This is a genomic window from Streptomyces sp. NPDC015144, assembly GCF_043079735.1.
Lineage (GTDB): Bacteria > Actinomycetota > Actinomycetes > Streptomycetales > Streptomycetaceae > Streptomyces.
Genome location: NZ_JBIBUU010000010.1, coordinates 107,670 through 125,460, shown reverse-complemented (window position 1 = coordinate 125,460; position 17,791 = coordinate 107,670). Strand labels below are relative to the sequence as shown.

Here is a 17,791-nt window from a genome sequence, read left to right as displayed (position 1 = left end):
GGCTCCTTGGTCACGGTGTCGAGGGACAGGTGGGTGGTCAGCCGGCCAGGCGGTACAGCGCGGAGCTCCGCCGGCCGGTGATGACCGGGCGGTGGCCGGACAGCTCCGCGTCGAGCGCGTCGTCGCCGGTGTCGAGAAGAAGGGGGCGGCCGCCGAGCGCGGCCAGTTTCGCCTCGGTGCACAGGATCAGCAGACGCTCGCGCCCGCCCGTCGCCCGCAGGGCGCGCGGTGAGATCTGCTGGTTGCCCCGCCCCAGGAGGAAGCCCTGGCCGCCGATGGGGGAGAGGGCGACCCAGGCGGGCCCGAGCGTCAGGAGGTCGGCCTCGGCGGCCTCGCGGACCACGACCCGGGGCGGCAGGCCCGGCCGCAGCGCGAGGACATCCACGCCGGTGAGCGAGGTGTCCGCGCCGAGTGCCGCCGCCACCGCCCGGGTGGTGGTGCCGGGGCCGAGCACCAGCAGCCCCGACCCGACCCGCTCGGCCACCTCCGCCGCGATGCCGCCCACCGCCTCCGGCGCCGCCGCGGTGGAACCGGTCTTGCGCTGCTGCACCCGGACCGGTACGTCCGGGACCGCCAGCCACCCGAAGAGCCGGGAGGCGACCCGGCCCCGGTCCAGCGCCTCCTCGTCGCGGTCCATCACCTCGGCGTCCCGCAGCCGGACCGCGCCCGCGCGCTCCAGCCACGCCGCGGCGACCTCGCCCGCGGCGCGCGGGTTGACGGCGAAGACCGCCGAGTGCATCTTCACCCCGGTCGGTACGCCGAGGACCGGGCACCGCACGCCGTCCAGCGCGCCCAGCACGTCCCGCGCGGTGCCGTCGCCGCCCGCGAAGAGCAGCAGCTCCACCCCCTCGGCGACGACGGCCCGCACCGCGGCGGCGGTGTCCGCCGCCGAGGTGTCCCGCCCGGTGCCCGCGTCGTACACCACCCGCCCTGTGAGTCCGGCGGCGGCGACCGGGCCGGCGCCCAGGGGCCCGGCCGCGGTGACGACGACGGGCGCCCGGCCGGCACGGGCGGCGAGTTCGGCCAGGGCGGTGGTGGCCCGTGTCCCCGCCAGCGGGCGGGCGCCCCGCGCGAGCGCGGCGCGCGCCCGGTCCGGGCCGTCGGTGCCGCCCAGCCCCACCCGGCCGCCGAGCCCGGCGACCGGGTTGACCACCAGGCCGATCCGGGTCACCCCCGGTCCGTTTCGCCGAGCACCTTGCGGCGGTAGGCGCGCCAGGAGACCGCCCAGGTCTCCGGGGAGTCCAGCGCCTCCGGGCGGACCCGGTGGATCGTCGAGCGGTGCGGTGCGGTGCGCACGGTCTCCGGGTCCTCGTACGCCTCGCGGGCCACCTCGGCGAGGATCGCCGCGTACTCGTCAAGGTCGGCGCGGGTGTAGGACTCGGTGGGCTCCAGCGTCATGGGCTCGGGCACCACGTAGGGGTGGTGGCTGGTCCAGTAGTGCGTCCCGAAGTCGGCGGCCCGCAGACCGAGGTCCTCGGAGTGCAGCCCGGTGTCCCGGTGGAGCTTCTCCCAGCTGTAGCGGACCTGCTCCACGCGGGGGCGGCCCTGCGCGTACGGCACCGACACCCCGGGGATCCGCCGCACCTTGTGGAGCAGGTAGTTGTTGTTGAGCACGGCCGTCTCGGCGGCGGTCCGCAGCCCCTCGGCGCCGAGCGACATGATCCAGGCGTAGGCGCGGACCAGGTTCGGCACCACTCCGTAGAACGGCCGCATCTTGCCGACCGACTCCGGCCGGTCGTCGTCCAGCCGGAACAGCCCGGTGTCCGGGTCGCGCTCGACCGTCGGACGCGGCAGGTACGGGGCCAGCTCCTCGGTGACCGCGCAGGCCCCCGCCGCCGGGCCGCCGCAGGCGTGCGGCGTCGAGAACGTCTTGTGCAGGTTGAAGTGGCACAGGTCGAATCCCGCGTCCCGGGCCCGGGTGATGCCGAGGATGCCGTTCGCGTTGGCCTGGTCGTACGAGCACAGGCCGCCCGCCTCGTGGACGATCCGCACGAACTCCTCGATGCGCGGGTTGTAGATGCCGGTGTCCTCGGGGTTGGTGATGAGGAGCGCCGCCGTGCGCGGGCCGACCGCCGCCCTGAGTGCCTCGATGTCCGGGTAGCCGTCCGCGTCCGGGTGGAGGGTGACGACCTTGAAGCCCGCCGTCTTCGCGCAGGCCGCGTTCGACGGATGGGAGAAGATCGTCGTGATGACCTCGTCGCGCTGCTCCAGCTCGCCGCGCGCGGCGAAGTAGGCGCGGATCATCGCGACGTTGGTGTAGATCGCGGCGGAACCGGCGCCCGGCTGGAGCGAGACCCGGTCCATGCCGGAGATCTCCTTCAGCAGCTCCTCCAGGCCGTGGACGATCCCGAGGACGCCCTGCACGGTGTCGGCGTCCTGGAGCGGGTGGAGCGCGGCGATCCGGGGGTCGCGGACGAACTGGTCGTTGACCTTGGGGCTGTATTTCATAGTGCAGGTGCCCTGGCCGACGTCGATGTTGAGGTCGGCGCCCAGGTTCTCCTGCGAGAGGCGCAGATAGTGGCGGAGGACCTGCTGCTGGGACAGCTCCGGCAGGGCGGGGGGTTCGGCCCGGCGCAGCGCGGCCGGGACCGGGACCGGCTCGACGGCCGGGTCCGGGACGGGGACGAGCACGCCGCGCTCGCCCGGGGAGCCCAGCTCGAAGATCAGCTCCTCGTCCCAGGAGGCCTGCCGGAACCTGCGCAGCGGCGGTCTGGCCGCGATGCGCGCCTGCTCGGGCTCCACGGAAACCGGTGTGTGGGCGGTCACTTGACGATCTCCTCCAGGGTCGCGGCGAGCCGGTCGATGTCGGCCTTGGTGTGGACTTCGGTGACGCAGTACGCGGCCTCGCGGGTGCCGGTCGGGGTGCCGCCGTAGATGCCCCGCTCCTTGAGCCCGGCACTGATCTCGGCGGCCGTACGGGCACCCGAGTAGCGGACGGTGAAGTCGGCGAAGTGCAGGGCGTCGCCGTACGGGACCTCGATGCCGGGGACCTCGGCCAGGCGCCGCCGGGCGTACGCGGTGAGCGCGAGGATCGTGTCGCCGATCTCCCGCATGCCCTGCGGGCCCATCAGCGCGAGGTAGACCCCGGCGCCGATGCCGTGCAGCGCGGCGGCGGTGCCGACCCACTCCTTGCCCTCCTCGCGCAGCGCGAACGAGGTCCGTTCATAAGCCACGTCGCCGAACCCGTACTCGCCCTCGACCGCCGTGGGCACCAGCCCGAACAACCGGGAGGGGTACTCCGCGACGAGCCGCTCCTCGTCCCGGGTGGCGATGAAGCCCGCGTTGGATCCGCCGAAGCTCTGGTGCAGGCCGAGCGGCTGGATGTCGCCGCAGGCGATGTCCGCGCCGTACGCGGAGGGCGGGGCGAGGACCCCGAGGGTGAGCGGGTTGCAGCCCACCACGTACAGCGCGCCGGCGTCGTGGGCGAGCGGGGCGAGCAGCGGCAGCGCCTCGTCGACGATGCCGAGCGCGGAGGGCGCGTCCGCGTACACCGCGGCCGTGTCACCGGCGGCGAGCGCCTCGCGGACCGCGTCGAGGTCGGCGCGGCCGGTCGCCGGATCGACCGGGACCACCGTCACGTCGTGGTCGGGGCGTACGTAGTCCCGGATGCGGGAGAGCTTGTCCGCGTCGATCGCCGTGGCGACCACCAGCCGGCGGCGGCCGGTGATCCGGCCGGCCATCCGCAGGGCCGTCCCGGCCGCCTGGAAGCCGTCGTACACCGGGACGTTGACGACCTCCACGTCGAGCAGCTCGGCCATCATCGACTGGTACTCCCACAGCGCCTGGAAGCGGCCGTGGTCCTCGTAGGGCTCGCCCGCGTAGGCGGTGAGGAACTCGCTGCGGTTGACCACCTCGTCCACGACGGCCGGGACATGGTGCTGGTAGCAGCCCGACCCGAGGAAGCTCAGCACCTGCCGCGTCGAGGTGTTGCGGCCGAGCAGTCCCTCCATGTGCCGGGTGAGTTCGGCTTCCGAACGCAGGGGTGCGGGCAGGTCGAGGGGGCGGTGCAGCCGGACGGAGTCCGGGATGTCGGCGTAGAAGTCCTCGACGCTCGCGGCGCCGATCTCGTCCAGCATCGCCTGCCGCACGGCCGGTACGGCGTTGGGGATGTACGGATGGGTGAACGGGGGGACCGGTTCCTGGGGTGGCGTCATGCCGCGCCTTTCGCGTGGGCCGACTCGGGCGGGTCGGTCGTGGACACAGCAGCAAAAGTCTTTGTGTGTACACCTCTTGACGGCAGCCTCCGTCATTCAGTGTTCTGAATACAGCATTAGGCATTCAGGCTCCAGGAGGCAAGAGTGTCAACACGACCCACCCGACGGGCCGTTCTGTCCACCGGGATCGCCATCGCCACGGCCGCCCTGGCCGGCGGATGCGCCATGGGAGGCACCGGCGGTGGCGCGAGCCGCGACCTCGGCGGCGGGAAGAAGGACGGAGGGGGCAAGGTCAGCGGGAAGATCACCGTCTGGTCGTGGGACGTGGCCGCCAACGCCCTCAAGCGCCTCGCCCGCACCTTCGAGAAGCGCCATCCCGGCACCACCGTCGCCGTCACCGACATCGGCTACGACAACGCCGCCGACAAGATGACCGTGGGCCTGCGCGGCGGCTCCGGCCTCGCCGACGTCCTCACCATCGGCGGCAACCAACTGCCCCGGTACGCGGGCAACTTCCCCCAGGGCTTCTACGACCTCGGCGCCCTCGGCGGCCGCTACGGAGGCGACTTCGACCGCGCCTCCTGGCGCACCGTGACCGGCCCCGGCCACGAGGTCTTCGGCCTGCCCTGGGACATCGGCCCCTGCGCGCTGTACTACCGCAAGGACCACTTCCGCGCCGCCGGGGTCGACCCGCGAGCGCTCCTCACCTGGGACGACTACGTGGCGGCCGGCGTCCGCGTCAAGAAGGCCACCGGCCACAAGCTGCTCATCATGGACACCACCAACACCGGGATCCTGCCCCTGCTCCTCCAGCAGCAGGGCCAGGCCTACTTCAAGGACGGCCGGGTCGCGGTCGACAGCCCCGAGGCCGTGAAGGCCCTCACCCTGATGAAGGCCCTGCACGACCGGGGCCTCGTCGACTACGAGAAGGGCTGGAGCGGGCTGGTCACCGGCACCAAGGAGGGCAAGGCCTCCACCACGCCCACCGCCGCCTGGTGGACCGGCACCCTCACCGACGAGATGCCGGAACTGAAGGGCAGGTTCGGCGTGGTGCCGTTGCCCGGCTTCACCGCCGACGGCCCCCGCACCTCCAACGAGGGCGGCTCCACCCTCTGCGTCCCCGCCCAGAGCAAGAACCCCGAGCTGGCCTGGGCGTTCATCGAGTTCGTCCTCACCGACCGGGCCAACCAGGTCTCCATGCTCAAGCAGGAGGGCCTCTTCCCCGCCTACCTGCCCGCACTCGACGACCCGTACGTGGGCGCCGGGCAGGAGTACTTCGGCGGCCAGCGGGTCCTCGACCTGTTCGCCGGTCTGACCCGCACCATCCCGCCGGTCGAGTACACCAAGGACGACGCGAAGGCCGTGGACATCATGGTCGCGGCCGTCACCGGGGTGACACTCCGCGGCAAGGACCCGCGCGCCTCCCTCGAATCGGCGGCCCGGCAGATCGCCGCGGCCACCGGCCGGGAGAGGATGAAGTAGCCCGATGGCCGTCACCACCGCCCCCGACCGGGCGGCCACCCCCACCCCCGCCCGCGCCCCGGCCCGCCGCACCCGGCGCCGCCCCACCGCGTGGATCTTCGCCGGGCCCGCCGCCGCGCTCTTCGCGCTCTTCTTCGCCTACCCGCTCGGCGCGAGCCTGCTGCAGAGCTTCACCGCCGAGGAGGCCGGCTCCAGCCGCTGGGTCGGACTCGACCAGTACCGGCGGATGATCGACGACCCCGTGTTCCTGAAGTCGCTGGTCAACACCGGGGCCATCCTGGTCGTCCAGGTCCCCGTCATGATCGGGCTCGCGCTCGTCCTCGCCGTCCTGCTCAACCAGTCCTGGCTGCGTTTCCGGGGCACCTGGCGCGCCCTCTACTTCCTGCCCGCCGTCACCACCCTCGTCGCGTACGCGGTCGTCTTCCAGGTGCTCCTCAAGACCGACGGCGGACTGGTCAACCAGATACTCGGCGGCGTCGGCATCGGAGAGATCGACTGGCTCAACAGCCCCACCTGGGCCCGGATCTCCCTGATCCTCTCCCTGACCTGGCGCTGGACCGGCTACAGCACCGTCATCCTGCTCGCCGGACTCCAGGCCATCGGCAAGGAGCAGTACGAGGCCGCGGCGATCGACGGCGCCGGCACCCTGTCCACGTACGCCCGCGTCATCCTGCCGCAGCTGCGCCCCATCGTCCTGTTCTGCGTGATCACCTCCACCATCGGGACGCTCCAGCTCTTCGACGAGAACTACGTCCTCACCAAGGGCGGCCCCGACGACGCCACCCTCACCCCGGTCCTCTACCTCTACCGGATCGGCTTCCAGCAGTTCGACTTCGGCTACGCCGCCGCCATCGCCTGGGTCGTCGTACTCCTCATCGCCGCGGTCTCCGCCCTCCAGTACCTCGCCTTCGGAAGGGAGCGCCGCCGGTGACCGCCCTCCCGCAGAACCCCGTGCGCGTCCACCCGGCCCTGCGCGCGGGCCGCCTGTTCGTCCGGCTGCTCCTCGCGGCCGGTGCCGTCGTCAGCCTGGTGCCGTTCCTCTGGATGGCGATCGCCTCGACCCACTCCACCTCGGAACTCTTCCACTCGCCGCCGCCCCTCCTGCCCGGCGGCCGGCTCCTCGACAACCTCGTCCGGCTCCAGGACACCATCGGTTTCGGCCGGGTCCTGCTCAACAGCGCGGGCGTCGCCGTCGTCCACACCGTGCTCAGCACACTGATCTCCGCCATGTGCGGCTACGGCCTCGCCAAGTTCCGCTTCCGCGGCCGGGGCCTGCTGCTCGGCGCGGTGCTCGCCACGATGATGATCCCGTTCCAGGTCTTGCTCGTACCGCTGTTCCAGATGATGGCGAGCGTCGGCTGGATCGACTCCTACCAGGCGGTGATCCTGCCGTTCCTGGTCAACTCCTTCGGCATCCTGCTGATGCGGCAGGGCTTCGTCGACTTCCCCGACGAACTCCTCGAATCGGCCCGCATCGACGGTTCCGGCGAGGTGCGTACTTTCTACCAGGTGGTACTGCCCTGCGTACGCCCCCAGCTCGGCGCCCTGGTCATCTTCACGTTCATGGCGCAGTGGAACAGCTTCATCTGGCCGCTGCTCATGCTGAACTCCGAGGAGAAGTACACCGTGCCCGTCGCACTCAACACGCTCACCGGACTCACCCACGTCGACTACTCCGGACTGATGCTGGGATCGCTCCTCGCCACCCTCCCGCTGATGCTCCTCTTCCTCCTCTTCCAGCGGCAGTTCGTCGCCGGACTCCTCGGTGGGGCGGTGAAGGGATGAACGGCCTGACCCGCGTCCCCGGCCTCCTGTACGGCGGCGACTACAACCCCGAGCAGTGGCCGCAGGAGGTATGGGCCGAGGACGCCCGGCTGATGCGCGAGGCCGGCGTCACCATGATCACCGTCGGCGTCTTCTCCTGGGCCCGGCTCCAACCAGGCCCCGACACCTGGGACTTCGACTGGTTCGACCGGCTCCTGGACCTGCTGCACGCCCACGGCATCGCCGTCGACCTCGCCACCGCGACCGCCTCGCCGCCCGCCTGGCTGGTCCGCGCCCACCCCGAGATCCTGCCGGTCACCGCCGACGGCGTACGCCTCGAATTCGGCTCCCGGCAGCACTACTGCCCCTCCTCGCCCGACTACCGCGCCGCCGCGCTCCGTCTCACCCGCACCCTCGCCGAACGCTACGCGCACCACCCCGCCCTCGCGCTCTGGCACATCCACAACGAGTACGGCGACCACGTCACCGAATGCTTCTGCGCCCGCTCCGCCGCACACTTCCGCAGCTGGCTCACCGAGCGCTACGGCCCGATCGACGCCCTCAACCACGCCTGGGGCACCGCCTTCTGGTCCCAGCACTACGGCACGTACGAGGAGATCGAACCGCCCCGCACCGCCCCCGGACCGGTCAACCCGACCCAGCTGCTCGACTGGCGCCGCTTCTGCTCCGACGCCCTGCTCGACTGCCACCGCGCCGAACGCGAGGCCCTGCGGGAACTCAGCCCCGACACCCCCGCCACCACCAACTTCATGTCGATGTTCAAAGCACTCGACTACTGGGAGTGGGCCCGCCACGAGGACTTCGTCTCCGACGACGCCTACCCCGACCCCGCCGACCCGCAGGCCCATGTCAACGCCGCCCTCACCTACGACCTGATGCGCTCCCTCAAGGGCGGCCGCCCCTGGCTCCTCCTCGAACAGGCGCCCTCCGCCGTCAGCTGGCGGCCCGTCAACGTCCCCAAACGGCCCGGCCTGCAACGCCTCTGGTCCCTCCAGGCCCTGGCCAGGGGCGCCGACGGCATCATGTACTTCCAGTGGCGGGCCTCCCGCGCCGGAGCGGAGAAGTACCACAGCGCGATGCTCCCGCACCGGGGCACCGCCTCCCGGGGCTGGCGGGAGACGGTCCGCTTCGGCGCCGAACTCGCCCGCCTCGCCTCCGTTGCGGGCGCCACCACCACCGCCGACGTGGCGATCCTCCTCGACTGGGACTCCTGGTGGGCGCTGGAGGCGGACGACCACCCCTCCGCCCGGATGCGCTGGCGCGACCTCCTGCGCCCCTGGTACACCGCGCTCCACGCCCGCGCCGTCACCGTCGACTTCGTCCCCCCGCGCGCCGACCCGACCGGCTACCGGGCGGTCCTCGCCCCCAACCTCCATCTGCTGCGCACCGAGGACGCCGCACGGATCGCCGCCTACGTCCACGGCGGCGGCCACTTCGTCTGCGGCCCCTTCAGCGGCGTCGTCGACGGCCACGACCACATCCACGACGGCGGGGCGCCCGGCCCGCTGCGCGCACTGCTCGGCGTCTGCGTCGACGAGTTCTGGCCCCTCCCGGACGAGGAGTCGGTGCCGCTCGCCTCCGGCGCCCGCGCCACCCTGTGGAGCGAGTGGATCGAACCCGAGGACCCGGACACGGAGGTCCTGGACACCTACGCGACCGGTGAGCTGGCCGGCTGCCCCGCCGTCACCCGCCGCCGGCACGGCGCCGGCACCGCCTGGTACACCGGCGCCCACCTCGGCGACTCCATCGCCACCGTGCTCGGCCCGGCGCTGGACGCGGCGGGCGTACGCCCCGTGCTCCCCGACGTCCCCGACGGCGTCGAGGCGACCGTACGCACCGGCGAGCACGGCAGCCACCTCTTCGTCCTCAACCACCGTGACCACCCGGCCCGCACCCCGCTCACCGGCCCCTGGGCCACCGGCGCCACCGACCTGCTCACCGGCGCCCCCGTCCACGGTCACCTCGACCTCGGCCCGCTCGGCGCCGCCGTCCTGCGCCTCCCCACCCACCCAGGAGAGACCGGAAAATGACCCGCTGGAGAGACCGGCACCTGTCCACGCACCGTCCGGTGAGCGCCCTCACCGCGCTCCTCCTCGCCGGCTGCGCCCTCGCCGTCCCGCGGACCGCCGCCGCCCACGAACGGCCCGCGCCCCCGCCCGCCTACGCCGACGTCCTCGACCTGCGCGGCACCCCCACCGCCGCAGAGCCCGGCGACGGCGAGGACAACAACCCGGTCAACGTCTTCGCCGACCAGGGCGCCTGGCACGCCTACGCCCTGCCGAAGACCGGCGACACGGACAGCTACGGCGGCTTCACCGGCCCCCTTTACATCGCCCAGGAATACCCCTGGTGGCTCAGCGGCTCCTTCAGCCGCATCCGGCTCACCGAACACGGCCGCCCCCTCGACCTGGCCGCCGGCTCCGCCCCCCGCTTCACCTCGCTGCCGGGCCGCCTCGTCCAGTCCTACGACCTCGGTGGCGGCCTGCGCCTCACCCTCGAACTCCGCTTCGCCACCGACCGCACCGCCCTGGTCGGCGCCGAACTCAGCAACACCGGCCGCACCCCGCGCACCCTGGACGCCGCGTGGACCGGCAACCTGCTGCGCCCCGCCGACCGGCCCATGCGCGACGCACCCTCGCTGACCGCCACCCCCTCCGGCGTCGGCGTCGACTTCGCCGAGGTCCGCGAGACCTGGGACTACCTCACCGACGGCACGGAACGCTTCGAGGTCACCCACAAGGACCGCGTCCGCACCACCGTGCACGGCGACACCTACCGCACCGAGGCCGAGAAGCCGGTCACCCTGGCCCCCGGCCGCTCGCACCGCTTCGACTGGACCGAGTCCTACACCTTCACCGCCGCCGAACGCGCCACCGAACGGGCCGGAGTCCGCTCCGTACTGGCCCGCCCCGAAGCCGTCGGCGCCGCCGCCGACCGGCGCTGGCGGGGCTACGTCGCCGGAGTCACCCGGGGCGTCCCCGCCGAGCGGCGGCGCACCGCCGTGAAGTCGCTGGAGACGCTCGTCACCAACTGGCGCAGCGCCGCCGGGCGGATCAAGCACGACGGCATCACCCCGTCGATCTCCTACAAGTGGTTCACCGGCGGGATCTGGGCCTGGGACACCTGGAAACAGGCCGTCGGCACCGCGCGCTTCGACCCCCGGCTCGCCCAGTCGCAGATCCGCTCCATGTTCGACTGGCAGATCACCCCGGACTCCGCCACCCGCCCGCAGGACGCCGGAATGATCCCCGACGCCGTCTTCTACAACGACCCCTCGCGCGGCGGCGGCAACTGGAACGAACGCAACTCCAAGCCCCCGCTGGCCGCCTGGGCGGTCTGGGAGGTGTACGGGAAGAGCCGGGACAAGGGCTTCCTGCGCGAGATGTACCCGAAGCTCGCCGCCTACCAGGCGTGGTGGTACCGCAACCGGGACCACGACGGCAACGGCCTCGCCGAGTACGGCGCCACCGTCGACCCGGCCAACGAGTCCGCCGCCGACCAGCGCCTGGCCGCCGCCTGGGAGAGCGGCATGGACAACGCGCCCCGCTTCGACGCGGCCCTCGGCACCGGGGTCGTCGCCAACCGGGCCGCCGACGGAACGCTCCTCGGCCACTCCCTCGACCAGGAGTCGGTCGACCTGAACGCCTACCTCGCCGCCGACCAGGGGTACCTGGCGTCGATCGCGGGCGCCCTCGGCCGGACCGCCGACGCCCGGCACTGGAAGCGCCGCGCGGACGCCACCGCCACCGCCGTACGCACCCGGATGTACGACGCCGCCGACGGCTGGTTCCACGACATCGCGCTCGGCACCGGCGCCCCGCTCACCGCCCGGGGCCGCGGCATCGAGGGCGCCGTCCCGCTCTGGACCGGCACCGCCTCCGCCGCCCAGGCCCGCGCGGTGCGCGCGAAGCTCACCGACCCGGCCGAGTTCGCCACCACCGTCCCCTTCCCGACCGTGGCGAAGAGCTCCCCGTACTTCGCGCCGACCGCCTACTGGCGCGGCCCCGTCTGGCTCGACCAGGCGTACTTCGCCCTCGGCGGGCTGCGCCGCTACGGGTACGCGAAGGACGCGGACGCCCTGACGGACCGCCTCCTGGACCGGGCCTCCGGTCTCGCGGGCAACGGGCCGATCATGGAGAACTACGACCCGACCACCGGCGCACCGCTCAACGCGCCCAACTTCAGCTGGTCCGCGGCCCTGCTGCTGCCGATGCTCACCCGGGACCGGTAGGAGCCGGGAGGTACGGGGGCCGGCCGCCGCGCCCCCGTACCGCGGGTCCACGAGCGCACTCAGCCCTTGAGACCGCCCGCGAAGCCCTTGATCACATAGCGCTGGAGCACCACGAAGACGATCAAGACCGGCAGCGCGGCGAGCACCAGCCCGGCGAAGACGAGCCCGTAGTCCGAGACGTACTGCCCGACGAAGGCGAAGACGCCGACCGGCACGGTCTCCCGGGCGGAGCCGCCCAGGTACAGCAGCGGGGTGAAGAAGTCGTTCCACACGAACACCGCGTTCAGGATGATCACGGTGCCGGTGATCGGGCGCAGCAGCGGGAACACGATCCGGGTGAACGCCTGCCGGTGGTTGCAGCCGTCGATCAGCGCGGCCTGTGCGTAGTCCTGCGGCAGGGCGCGGACGAACCCGGTGTACAGGAAGACGGTGAAGGGCAGCTGGATGCCGGTGTAGAAGAGGACCATCCCCTGGTACGTGCCGAGCCAGCCGAGTCCGTCGACCAGTTTGTACAGCGGGATCATGCCGAGCTGGAAGGGCAGCACGATGCCCAGCAGGAACAGGACGTACAGCCCGTAGCCCAGCCCCCGGGCGCAGCGGGCGAGGTAGTACGCCCCGGTGGAGCCGAGGACGACCAGGAGCAGCAGGCTGACGGCGGTGATGACGGTGCTGTTGACCAGGGCGGGCCCCAGCGAGGCGGAGGACCAGGCGTCGCCGAAGTTGCCGAAGGTGGGCGGCGAGGGCAGCGACAGCGGGGACTGGGAGATCTGCCGGGGGTCCTTCATGGCCAGGGTGATCAGGGCGTACACCGGGAACAGGAAGACGACGGCGACGGCGGCCATCACCAGTTCCAGGGCGTATCGCCCGACGGGCAGTGCGGGGCGCCGCCGTCCGGCGGCCGTGGGGGTGCTCATGCGGTGACCTCCCGCGCGCGCAGATAGCGGAGCTGGACCAGGGAGACCGCGGCGACGAACAGCGCGAGGACCAGGGCGACGGCGGTGCTGTAGCCGAACTTCCCGTAGACGAAAGCCTCCTTGTACAGGACGGTCGACAGGGTCTCGCTGGAGGTGCCGGGGCCGCCGTTGGTGGCGGCGTAGACCTGGTCGAAGAGTTTGAGGCCGCCGATGGTCGACAGCATCAGATTGATGGTCAGCGCCGGGGCCAGCAGCGGCCAGGTGACGTAGCGGAAGCGCTGCCAGGAGCCCGCGCCGTCGATCCGCGCGGCCTCGTGGAGTTCGGCGGGCACCCCCTGGAGCCCGGCGAGGAAGACCACCATCGAGTAGCCCGCGTACTGCCACACCACCATCGCCGCGACCGACCACAGGGCGAGCGAGGGATCGCCCAGCCAGTCCTGGCGCAGCGAGCCGAGCCCGACGGCGCCGAGGAGGCCGTTGAGACCGGCGCCGTTGTCCGGGTTGTAGATGTACTTCCAGAGGATCGCGACCATGACGGGGCTGACCACGGCCGGGGCGAAGAAGATCAGCCGCAGCACGGCCCGGGACCTGATGTTGGCGTGGACACCGAGCGCGAGCAGCAGCCCGATGCCGTTCTGGACGACGACCACGGCGACGGTGAGGAGCAGGGTGTTGGCGACCGACTCCAGGGCCCGGTCGTCGGCGAGCAGCTCGCGGAAGTTGGCCAGGCCGGTGAAGGAGAAACCGCCGATCCCGGACCAGTCGGTGAAGGCGTACATCACCCCGGCGAGGCTCGGGTAGAGCACGACGACGGCGTAGACGACGAGCGCGGGCGCGACGAAGAGCCACGGCGGCACGGTGTGGTCGCGGCGCCGGGTCCGGCCGCCGGTACGCGGACCGGCCGCGTCCCGCCCCGGCGCGTCCGGGGTGGTCTGTTCGAAGGTGCTGGTCACGACTGCTTCCCGTACGCCTCGTCCATCTGGCCGAGCGCCCCGTCGACGTCCGTCTTGCCCGCGAGGAGGTCCTGCACGGCGGCGAAGTGGGCGGGCTGCACCTCGGCGTTGGGCCAGCTCTGGTCCATGAACGGCACCGCCCGCCCGGCGTCGATGACGGGCAGGAAGCCGTCGAGAGCGGGATCGGTCTTCGTGGTGGCGCCGCGTTTGAAGGGGATCGCCGCCACGGACTGCGCCCAGCGGTCGATGTTCTCCTGTTTCCCGAGGAATTCCACGAACTCCTTCGCCCCGTCCTTGCGGGACCGCGCGGAGACCCCGAGCCCCACGACGATGCCCGCCGGGATCCACAGCTTCCCGGGGTCGTCGCCGCCGGGGAAGGGGAACATCCCCAGGTCCTGCGGATCGCGCGCCGCCTGGCGGAAGTTGGCCAGTACCGCGGAGACCTGCACGGCCATCGCGGCCCGGCCGCTCGCGACCATCGAGGTCTGCTGCTCGTACGTCGTGCCGTTGGGGTTCTCGTTGAAGAAGCCGCGGCGCTGGAGCTCCTGGTACCTGCCCAGCGCGTCGGCCCACCCGGAGCCGCGGAAGTGCGCCGTGCCCGAGGCCATGTCCGCGTCGAAGCCGGGGTTCTTCGCGTAGACGGCGTTGGGGACGAGGGCGTACGTGATCAGTTGGGTGACCCAGGGGGTCTGGGTGCCGAGCGCGATCGGGACGATGCCCTTGGCCTTGAGCTTGGCGCAGACGTCGAGGAGTTCGTCCCAGGTCCTCGGCTGCTCGACCCCGGCCCTGGCGAAGGCCTTCTTGTTGTGGATGGCCCCGATGACGCTGCTGCCCGCCGAGTAGAGATACGTCTTGCCCCGGTACCGGTACGCCGGATGGAAGTTGGCCGGGACCTCCTTCGTCCAGGGCTGGTCGCTCAGGTCGGCCAGCAGCCCGGCCCGGGCCAGCTCGACCATGGACATGGCGCTGCCGCTGCCGGGGTAGAGCACGTGCACATCGGGGGCGTTGCCGCCGGCGAGCTGGGTGCGCACCACCGTCTGGACCTGGTCGGTGGGGGCGAAGGAGGTGGTGAACGCGGAGTCGGGGTGCGCCTCGCGGTAGCGGGCGATCAGCTCCTCGACCGGTTTCTGCTGGTCGGCGACGCCGACGACGCGGACCTTTCCGGAACCGCCGCCGGAGGTCGAGCAGGCGGTCAGCGTGGGCGGCAGGGCGGCGAGCGCCGCGGCCCCGCCGCCGATCCGGAGGAAGCCCCGGCGGCCGACCGTGCGGTGTTCCGGCCAAGAGCGAGAACCCGTCGTCATGGTGTTTCCTCCTCGTGCGAGCCTGAAGCGCGTCGGCCGGGTACGGGCGGCGCGGACGGCCGGCGGGCCCCGGGTGTTCCGGAGCGGCCCTCGGCCGGGGGATGGGCGGCGGTGAAGCGGTAGGAACCCGAGGCCACCTGGTAGAGCACATGGTCGGCGGCGACCCGTATCCGGGTGAGGTGCGGGTCGCCGGGGTCCGGCACCAGCCCCGATTCACGGACCGAACCGGGGTCCGTGGTCGGCAGGTGCACCTCGGCGGTGGCCCCGGGCGGCACCGTGAGGCGCAGGGCGATCAGTCCGCCGCGCCGCTCCCAGGTCACCATGACGGTGCCGCGCACCGATTCGTGGCGGGCGCTCGCGTGGCGCAGACCGCCGGGACGCGGCCTGATCCGCAGCTTCCGGAACCCGGTGGAGTCCGGCGCCTGGTCCAGTCCCGCGACGCCCCGGTACAGCCACTCGCCGATCGAGCCGAGCGCGTAGTGGTTGAAGGAGTTCATCGACGGCGCCCGGAACCCGGCGTCGGGCGTCCAGCCGTCCCACCGCTCCCAGATCGTGGTGGCACCGTGCCGGAGCGGGAACCGCCACGACGGCACCTCCTCGCGCAGCAGCAGCGCGTGGGCGAGGTCGGCCCGGCCGTGGGCGTCGAGGACGGGAGCGGCGAGCGCCACCCCGAGGAAGCCGGTCCGCAGCGCGGGCCCGGCCGACTCCACGAGCTCGGCGAGCCTTCGGGCGGCTCCGGCGGCCGGCCCGTCGGGCAGCAGCTCGAAGGCGAGCGCGAGGAGGTAGCCGGTCTGGGTGTCGCCCGCGATCCGTACGCCCGCCCCGTCGCCCGCTCCGTCGACGGTGACGAAGCGTTCGGCGAACGTGCGGCGGATCTCCTCGGCCAGCCGGCGGTAGCGGCGCTCCGGCTCCGGCCGGCCCAGCACCCCGGCGGCCTCGGCGGTCAGCCGGGCGCTGTGCGCGAAGTACGCGGTGGCGACGACCTCGCGCGGGGTGGGCGTACCGGGGGCGAGCCAGTCCGCGAAGTGCGGCCCGACCCGGTGACGCCAGACCAGGTCCGGATTGTGACGGTGCACCAGATCGACCCAGGCGCACATGGCGTCCAGGGACCGGGCGAGGAATCGGGGGTCGTCGTAGCTGCGGTACAGGTGCCAGGGCATGATCACCCCCGCGTCGGCCCAGCCGGGCGCGCCCTCGTCGGCCACCCCCACCAGGCGCGGGGCCACGTTGGTGAAACCGCCGTCCGGGGTACGGGCGTCCTCGATGTCGCGCAGCCACTTGGTGAAGAAGGCGGCCACGTCCGCGTTGAGCGCGGCGGTCGGAAGGAAGACCTGGGCGTCGGCCAGCCAGCCGAGCCGCTCGTCGCGCTGCGGACAGTCGGTGGGCACGCTGACGAAGTTCGAGCGCTGCCCCCAGGCCACGCAGTCGTGCAGCCGCCTCAGCCCCGCGTCCGAGCAGTCGAACTCCCCGGCCCACGGGGTGTCGCTGTGCAGGACCACGGCCACCACGTCCGCCTCGGCCAACTCGGCGAGGCCGCTGATCTCCGCGTACCGGAACCCGTGGTACGTGAAGCGGGGCTCGAACACCAGGTGCTCACGGCCGTCCCCGACGAGCACATCGGTCGCGGCGGCGGTGCGCAGGTTGGCCGTGTACAGCCGCCCCGCCCCGTCCAGCACCTCGGCGTGCCGGACCACCACCCGCGCTCCGGCCGCCAGGTGACGGACGGTCAGCCGCAGCCGTCCAGCGAGGTTCTGGCCGAAGTCGACGACGTGGACGCCGGAGGAGTGACGTTTCACCGAACGGGGGCGCAGCTCCGCCATCGCCCGGACCGGCTCGTCGGGGGAGGCCACGAGGGATTCGTGACCGGTGTCGGTGACCACGGCGGACGGCCAGCCGGAGTCGTCGAAGCCGGGCAGCTCCCAGCCCTCGGCGGCGTGGCGCAGATCGTGGCACTCGCCCATCAGCAGATCGGCGTGGCGGATCGTTCCTGTGGCGGTGCGCCAGCTCGCGTCGGTGGCGACCACGGCCTCCGCGCCGTCCGGCCCGGTCAGCCGGAGCTCGGCCAGGAACTGCGGGAACGAGCCGTAGTGGGCGCCCGCCCGGCGCGGCTCGAACCCCACGAACCCGCTCCACCAGCCGTCGGCCACGGTGGCCGCGAGGACGTTCTCGCCCTCCCGGAGCAACGCGGTGACGTCGTACGTCTGGTACTGGACGCGGTGGCGGTAGTCCGTCCAGCCGGGGGCCAGCTCCGCGTCGCCCACCCGCTCCCCGTTGAGCCGCAGCTCGTACAGGCCGCGCGCGCTGACGTGGACGCGGCCGCGGGCACCGGCCGGGGCGGTGAAGGACCGGCGTAACAGGGGGCAGGGGGCCAGCCCGTGGTCGTCGAGCGCGAACTCGCCCTCGGTGGGCGCGTCCATGACGTCGACGGGGCGCGGCCCCTGGGCGATCCACACGGCGCGCCACTGATCCGCCCGGGTGAATCCGGTCTCGAACCACGAGTCGGCCTCGGCGGGCGCGCCGGAACCGGCCGACCATACCGACACCCGCCAGTGGAAGCGCGTGAGGCCCGCCAGCACCGGTCCCGCGTAGTCGACCGCCACCGCACGAGTGTCGGCCACCCGGCCGGTGTCCCAGAGGAGTTGACCGCCGCTGTCCAGATCCTCGGCACGCCCCGCGACCCGGACCCGGTACGCCACCGGGTCGTCGCCCCGGAGATCGGAGGCCAGCCGCCAGGAGAGCCGGGGGGCGGGCTCGTCGATTCCCAGCGGGGTGGTGCGGTGCTCGCAGCGCAGCGCGTACGGCCGCAGCCTCCGGACACCGGACACGAGCACGCCCTTTCTTCGTACCGAATTTTCCGATGTGAAATCTAACGTTAATTCTGTGGCGTGGAGACTAGGAGCAGGTCCAAAGGGTGTCAAGAGTGTCGCCGCGCCGTTGCCGACCACTCCGGAAATGGTCGATGTATCCCCAA

12 protein-coding genes are annotated in these 17,791 nt (G+C 72.6%); 5 read left to right on the top strand and 7 right to left on the bottom strand.

Annotated elements, in window-relative coordinates; genetic code table 11:
* Nucleotides 1-37 precede the first annotated feature (37 nt).
* From ACF08W_RS18945 to gcvPA, 3 genes are read right to left on the bottom strand one after another with little or no spacing between them, the layout of a single operon-like run.
* Nucleotides 38-1,171 (bottom strand): ATP-NAD kinase family protein, encoded by a 1,134-nt coding sequence (locus tag ACF08W_RS18945; protein ID WP_385213791.1) that lies wholly within the window; start codon nt 1,169-1,171, stop codon nt 38-40.
* Complete coding sequence (gcvPB, locus tag ACF08W_RS18940; protein ID WP_392279899.1) at nt 1,168-2,766, bottom strand: aminomethyl-transferring glycine dehydrogenase subunit GcvPB; 1,599 nt, start codon at nt 2,764-2,766, stop codon at nt 1,168-1,170. Before gcvPB ends, ACF08W_RS18945 begins: the two co-directional genes overlap by 4 nt.
* Complete coding sequence (gcvPA, locus tag ACF08W_RS18935; RefSeq protein WP_392279898.1) at nt 2,763-4,154, bottom strand: aminomethyl-transferring glycine dehydrogenase subunit GcvPA; 1,392 nt, start codon at nt 4,152-4,154, stop codon at nt 2,763-2,765. The genes gcvPB and gcvPA overlap by 4 nt, the downstream gene beginning before the upstream one ends.
* A 144-nt stretch (nt 4,155-4,298) precedes the next feature.
* On the opposite strand from gcvPA, the gene ACF08W_RS18930 reads away from it, so the two are divergent.
* The 5 genes from ACF08W_RS18930 to ACF08W_RS18910 are packed head-to-tail and all read left to right on the top strand — an operon-like array spanning nt 4,299 to nt 11,652.
* On the top strand, nt 4,299-5,636 hold the full coding sequence (locus ACF08W_RS18930) for an ABC transporter substrate-binding protein (protein ID WP_392279897.1): 1,338 nt from the start codon (nt 4,299-4,301) through the stop codon (nt 5,634-5,636).
* A 4-nt stretch (nt 5,637-5,640) separates the two neighbouring features.
* Entirely contained in the window at nt 5,641-6,567 is a 927-nt protein-coding gene (locus ACF08W_RS18925; RefSeq protein ID WP_392279896.1) for a carbohydrate ABC transporter permease, read from the top strand.
* Nucleotides 6,564-7,421, top strand: a complete 858-nt coding sequence (locus ACF08W_RS18920) for a carbohydrate ABC transporter permease (RefSeq protein WP_392279895.1) — start codon at nt 6,564-6,566, stop codon at nt 7,419-7,421. Before ACF08W_RS18925 ends, ACF08W_RS18920 begins: the two co-directional genes overlap by 4 nt.
* Entirely contained in the window at nt 7,418-9,451 is a 2,034-nt protein-coding gene (locus tag ACF08W_RS18915; protein WP_392279894.1) for a beta-galactosidase, read from the top strand. Before ACF08W_RS18920 ends, ACF08W_RS18915 begins: the two co-directional genes overlap by 4 nt.
* Nucleotides 9,448-11,652, top strand: a complete 2,205-nt coding sequence (locus ACF08W_RS18910) for a trehalase family glycosidase (protein ID WP_392279893.1) — start codon at nt 9,448-9,450, stop codon at nt 11,650-11,652. Before ACF08W_RS18915 ends, ACF08W_RS18910 begins: the two co-directional genes overlap by 4 nt.
* A gap of 59 nt (nt 11,653-11,711) precedes the next feature.
* Here ACF08W_RS18910 and ACF08W_RS18905 read toward each other — a convergent pair whose 3' ends face one another.
* Genes ACF08W_RS18905 through ACF08W_RS18890 form a run of 4 tightly spaced genes read right to left on the bottom strand, consistent with a single transcriptional unit; the run spans nt 11,712 to nt 17,645 of the window.
* Nucleotides 11,712-12,566: a carbohydrate ABC transporter permease gene (locus ACF08W_RS18905; protein WP_352274358.1), complete on the bottom strand. Its 855-nt coding sequence runs from the start codon at nt 12,564-12,566 to the stop codon at nt 11,712-11,714.
* Nucleotides 12,563-13,519 (bottom strand): carbohydrate ABC transporter permease, encoded by a 957-nt coding sequence (locus ACF08W_RS18900; RefSeq protein WP_392279892.1) that lies wholly within the window; start codon nt 13,517-13,519, stop codon nt 12,563-12,565. Before ACF08W_RS18900 ends, ACF08W_RS18905 begins: the two co-directional genes overlap by 4 nt.
* Nucleotides 13,516-14,820 carry an extracellular solute-binding protein gene (locus ACF08W_RS18895; protein WP_392279891.1) on the bottom strand — a complete coding sequence of 435 codons (1,305 nt, stop codon included), beginning with the start codon at nt 14,818-14,820 and terminating at the stop codon, nt 13,516-13,518. The genes ACF08W_RS18900 and ACF08W_RS18895 overlap by 4 nt, the downstream gene beginning before the upstream one ends.
* Nucleotides 14,817-17,645, bottom strand: coding sequence for a family 78 glycoside hydrolase catalytic domain (locus ACF08W_RS18890; protein ID WP_392279890.1), 2,829 nt, complete (start codon nt 17,643-17,645; stop codon nt 14,817-14,819). The genes ACF08W_RS18895 and ACF08W_RS18890 overlap by 4 nt, the downstream gene beginning before the upstream one ends.
* Nucleotides 17,646-17,791: the final 146 nt, after the last annotated feature.

Excerpts from the sequence above, each read along its gene's own strand:
- ACF08W_RS18905 (WP_352274358.1), bottom strand. The coding sequence starts at position 12,566 with ATGAGCACCCCCACGGCCGCCGGACGGCGGCGCCCCGCACTGCCCGTC.
- ACF08W_RS18925 (WP_392279896.1), top strand. The coding sequence starts at position 5,641 with ATGGCCGTCACCACCGCCCCCGACCGGGCGGCCACCCCCACCCCCGCC.
- ACF08W_RS18915 (WP_392279894.1), top strand. The coding sequence starts at position 7,418 with ATGAACGGCCTGACCCGCGTCCCCGGCCTCCTGTACGGCGGCGACTAC.
- ACF08W_RS18910 (WP_392279893.1), top strand. The coding sequence starts at position 9,448 with ATGACCCGCTGGAGAGACCGGCACCTGTCCACGCACCGTCCGGTGAGC.
- gcvPA (WP_392279898.1), bottom strand. The coding sequence starts at position 4,154 with ATGACGCCACCCCAGGAACCGGTCCCCCCGTTCACCCATCCGTACATC.
- ACF08W_RS18895 (WP_392279891.1), bottom strand. The coding sequence starts at position 14,820 with ATGACGACGGGTTCTCGCTCTTGGCCGGAACACCGCACGGTCGGCCGC.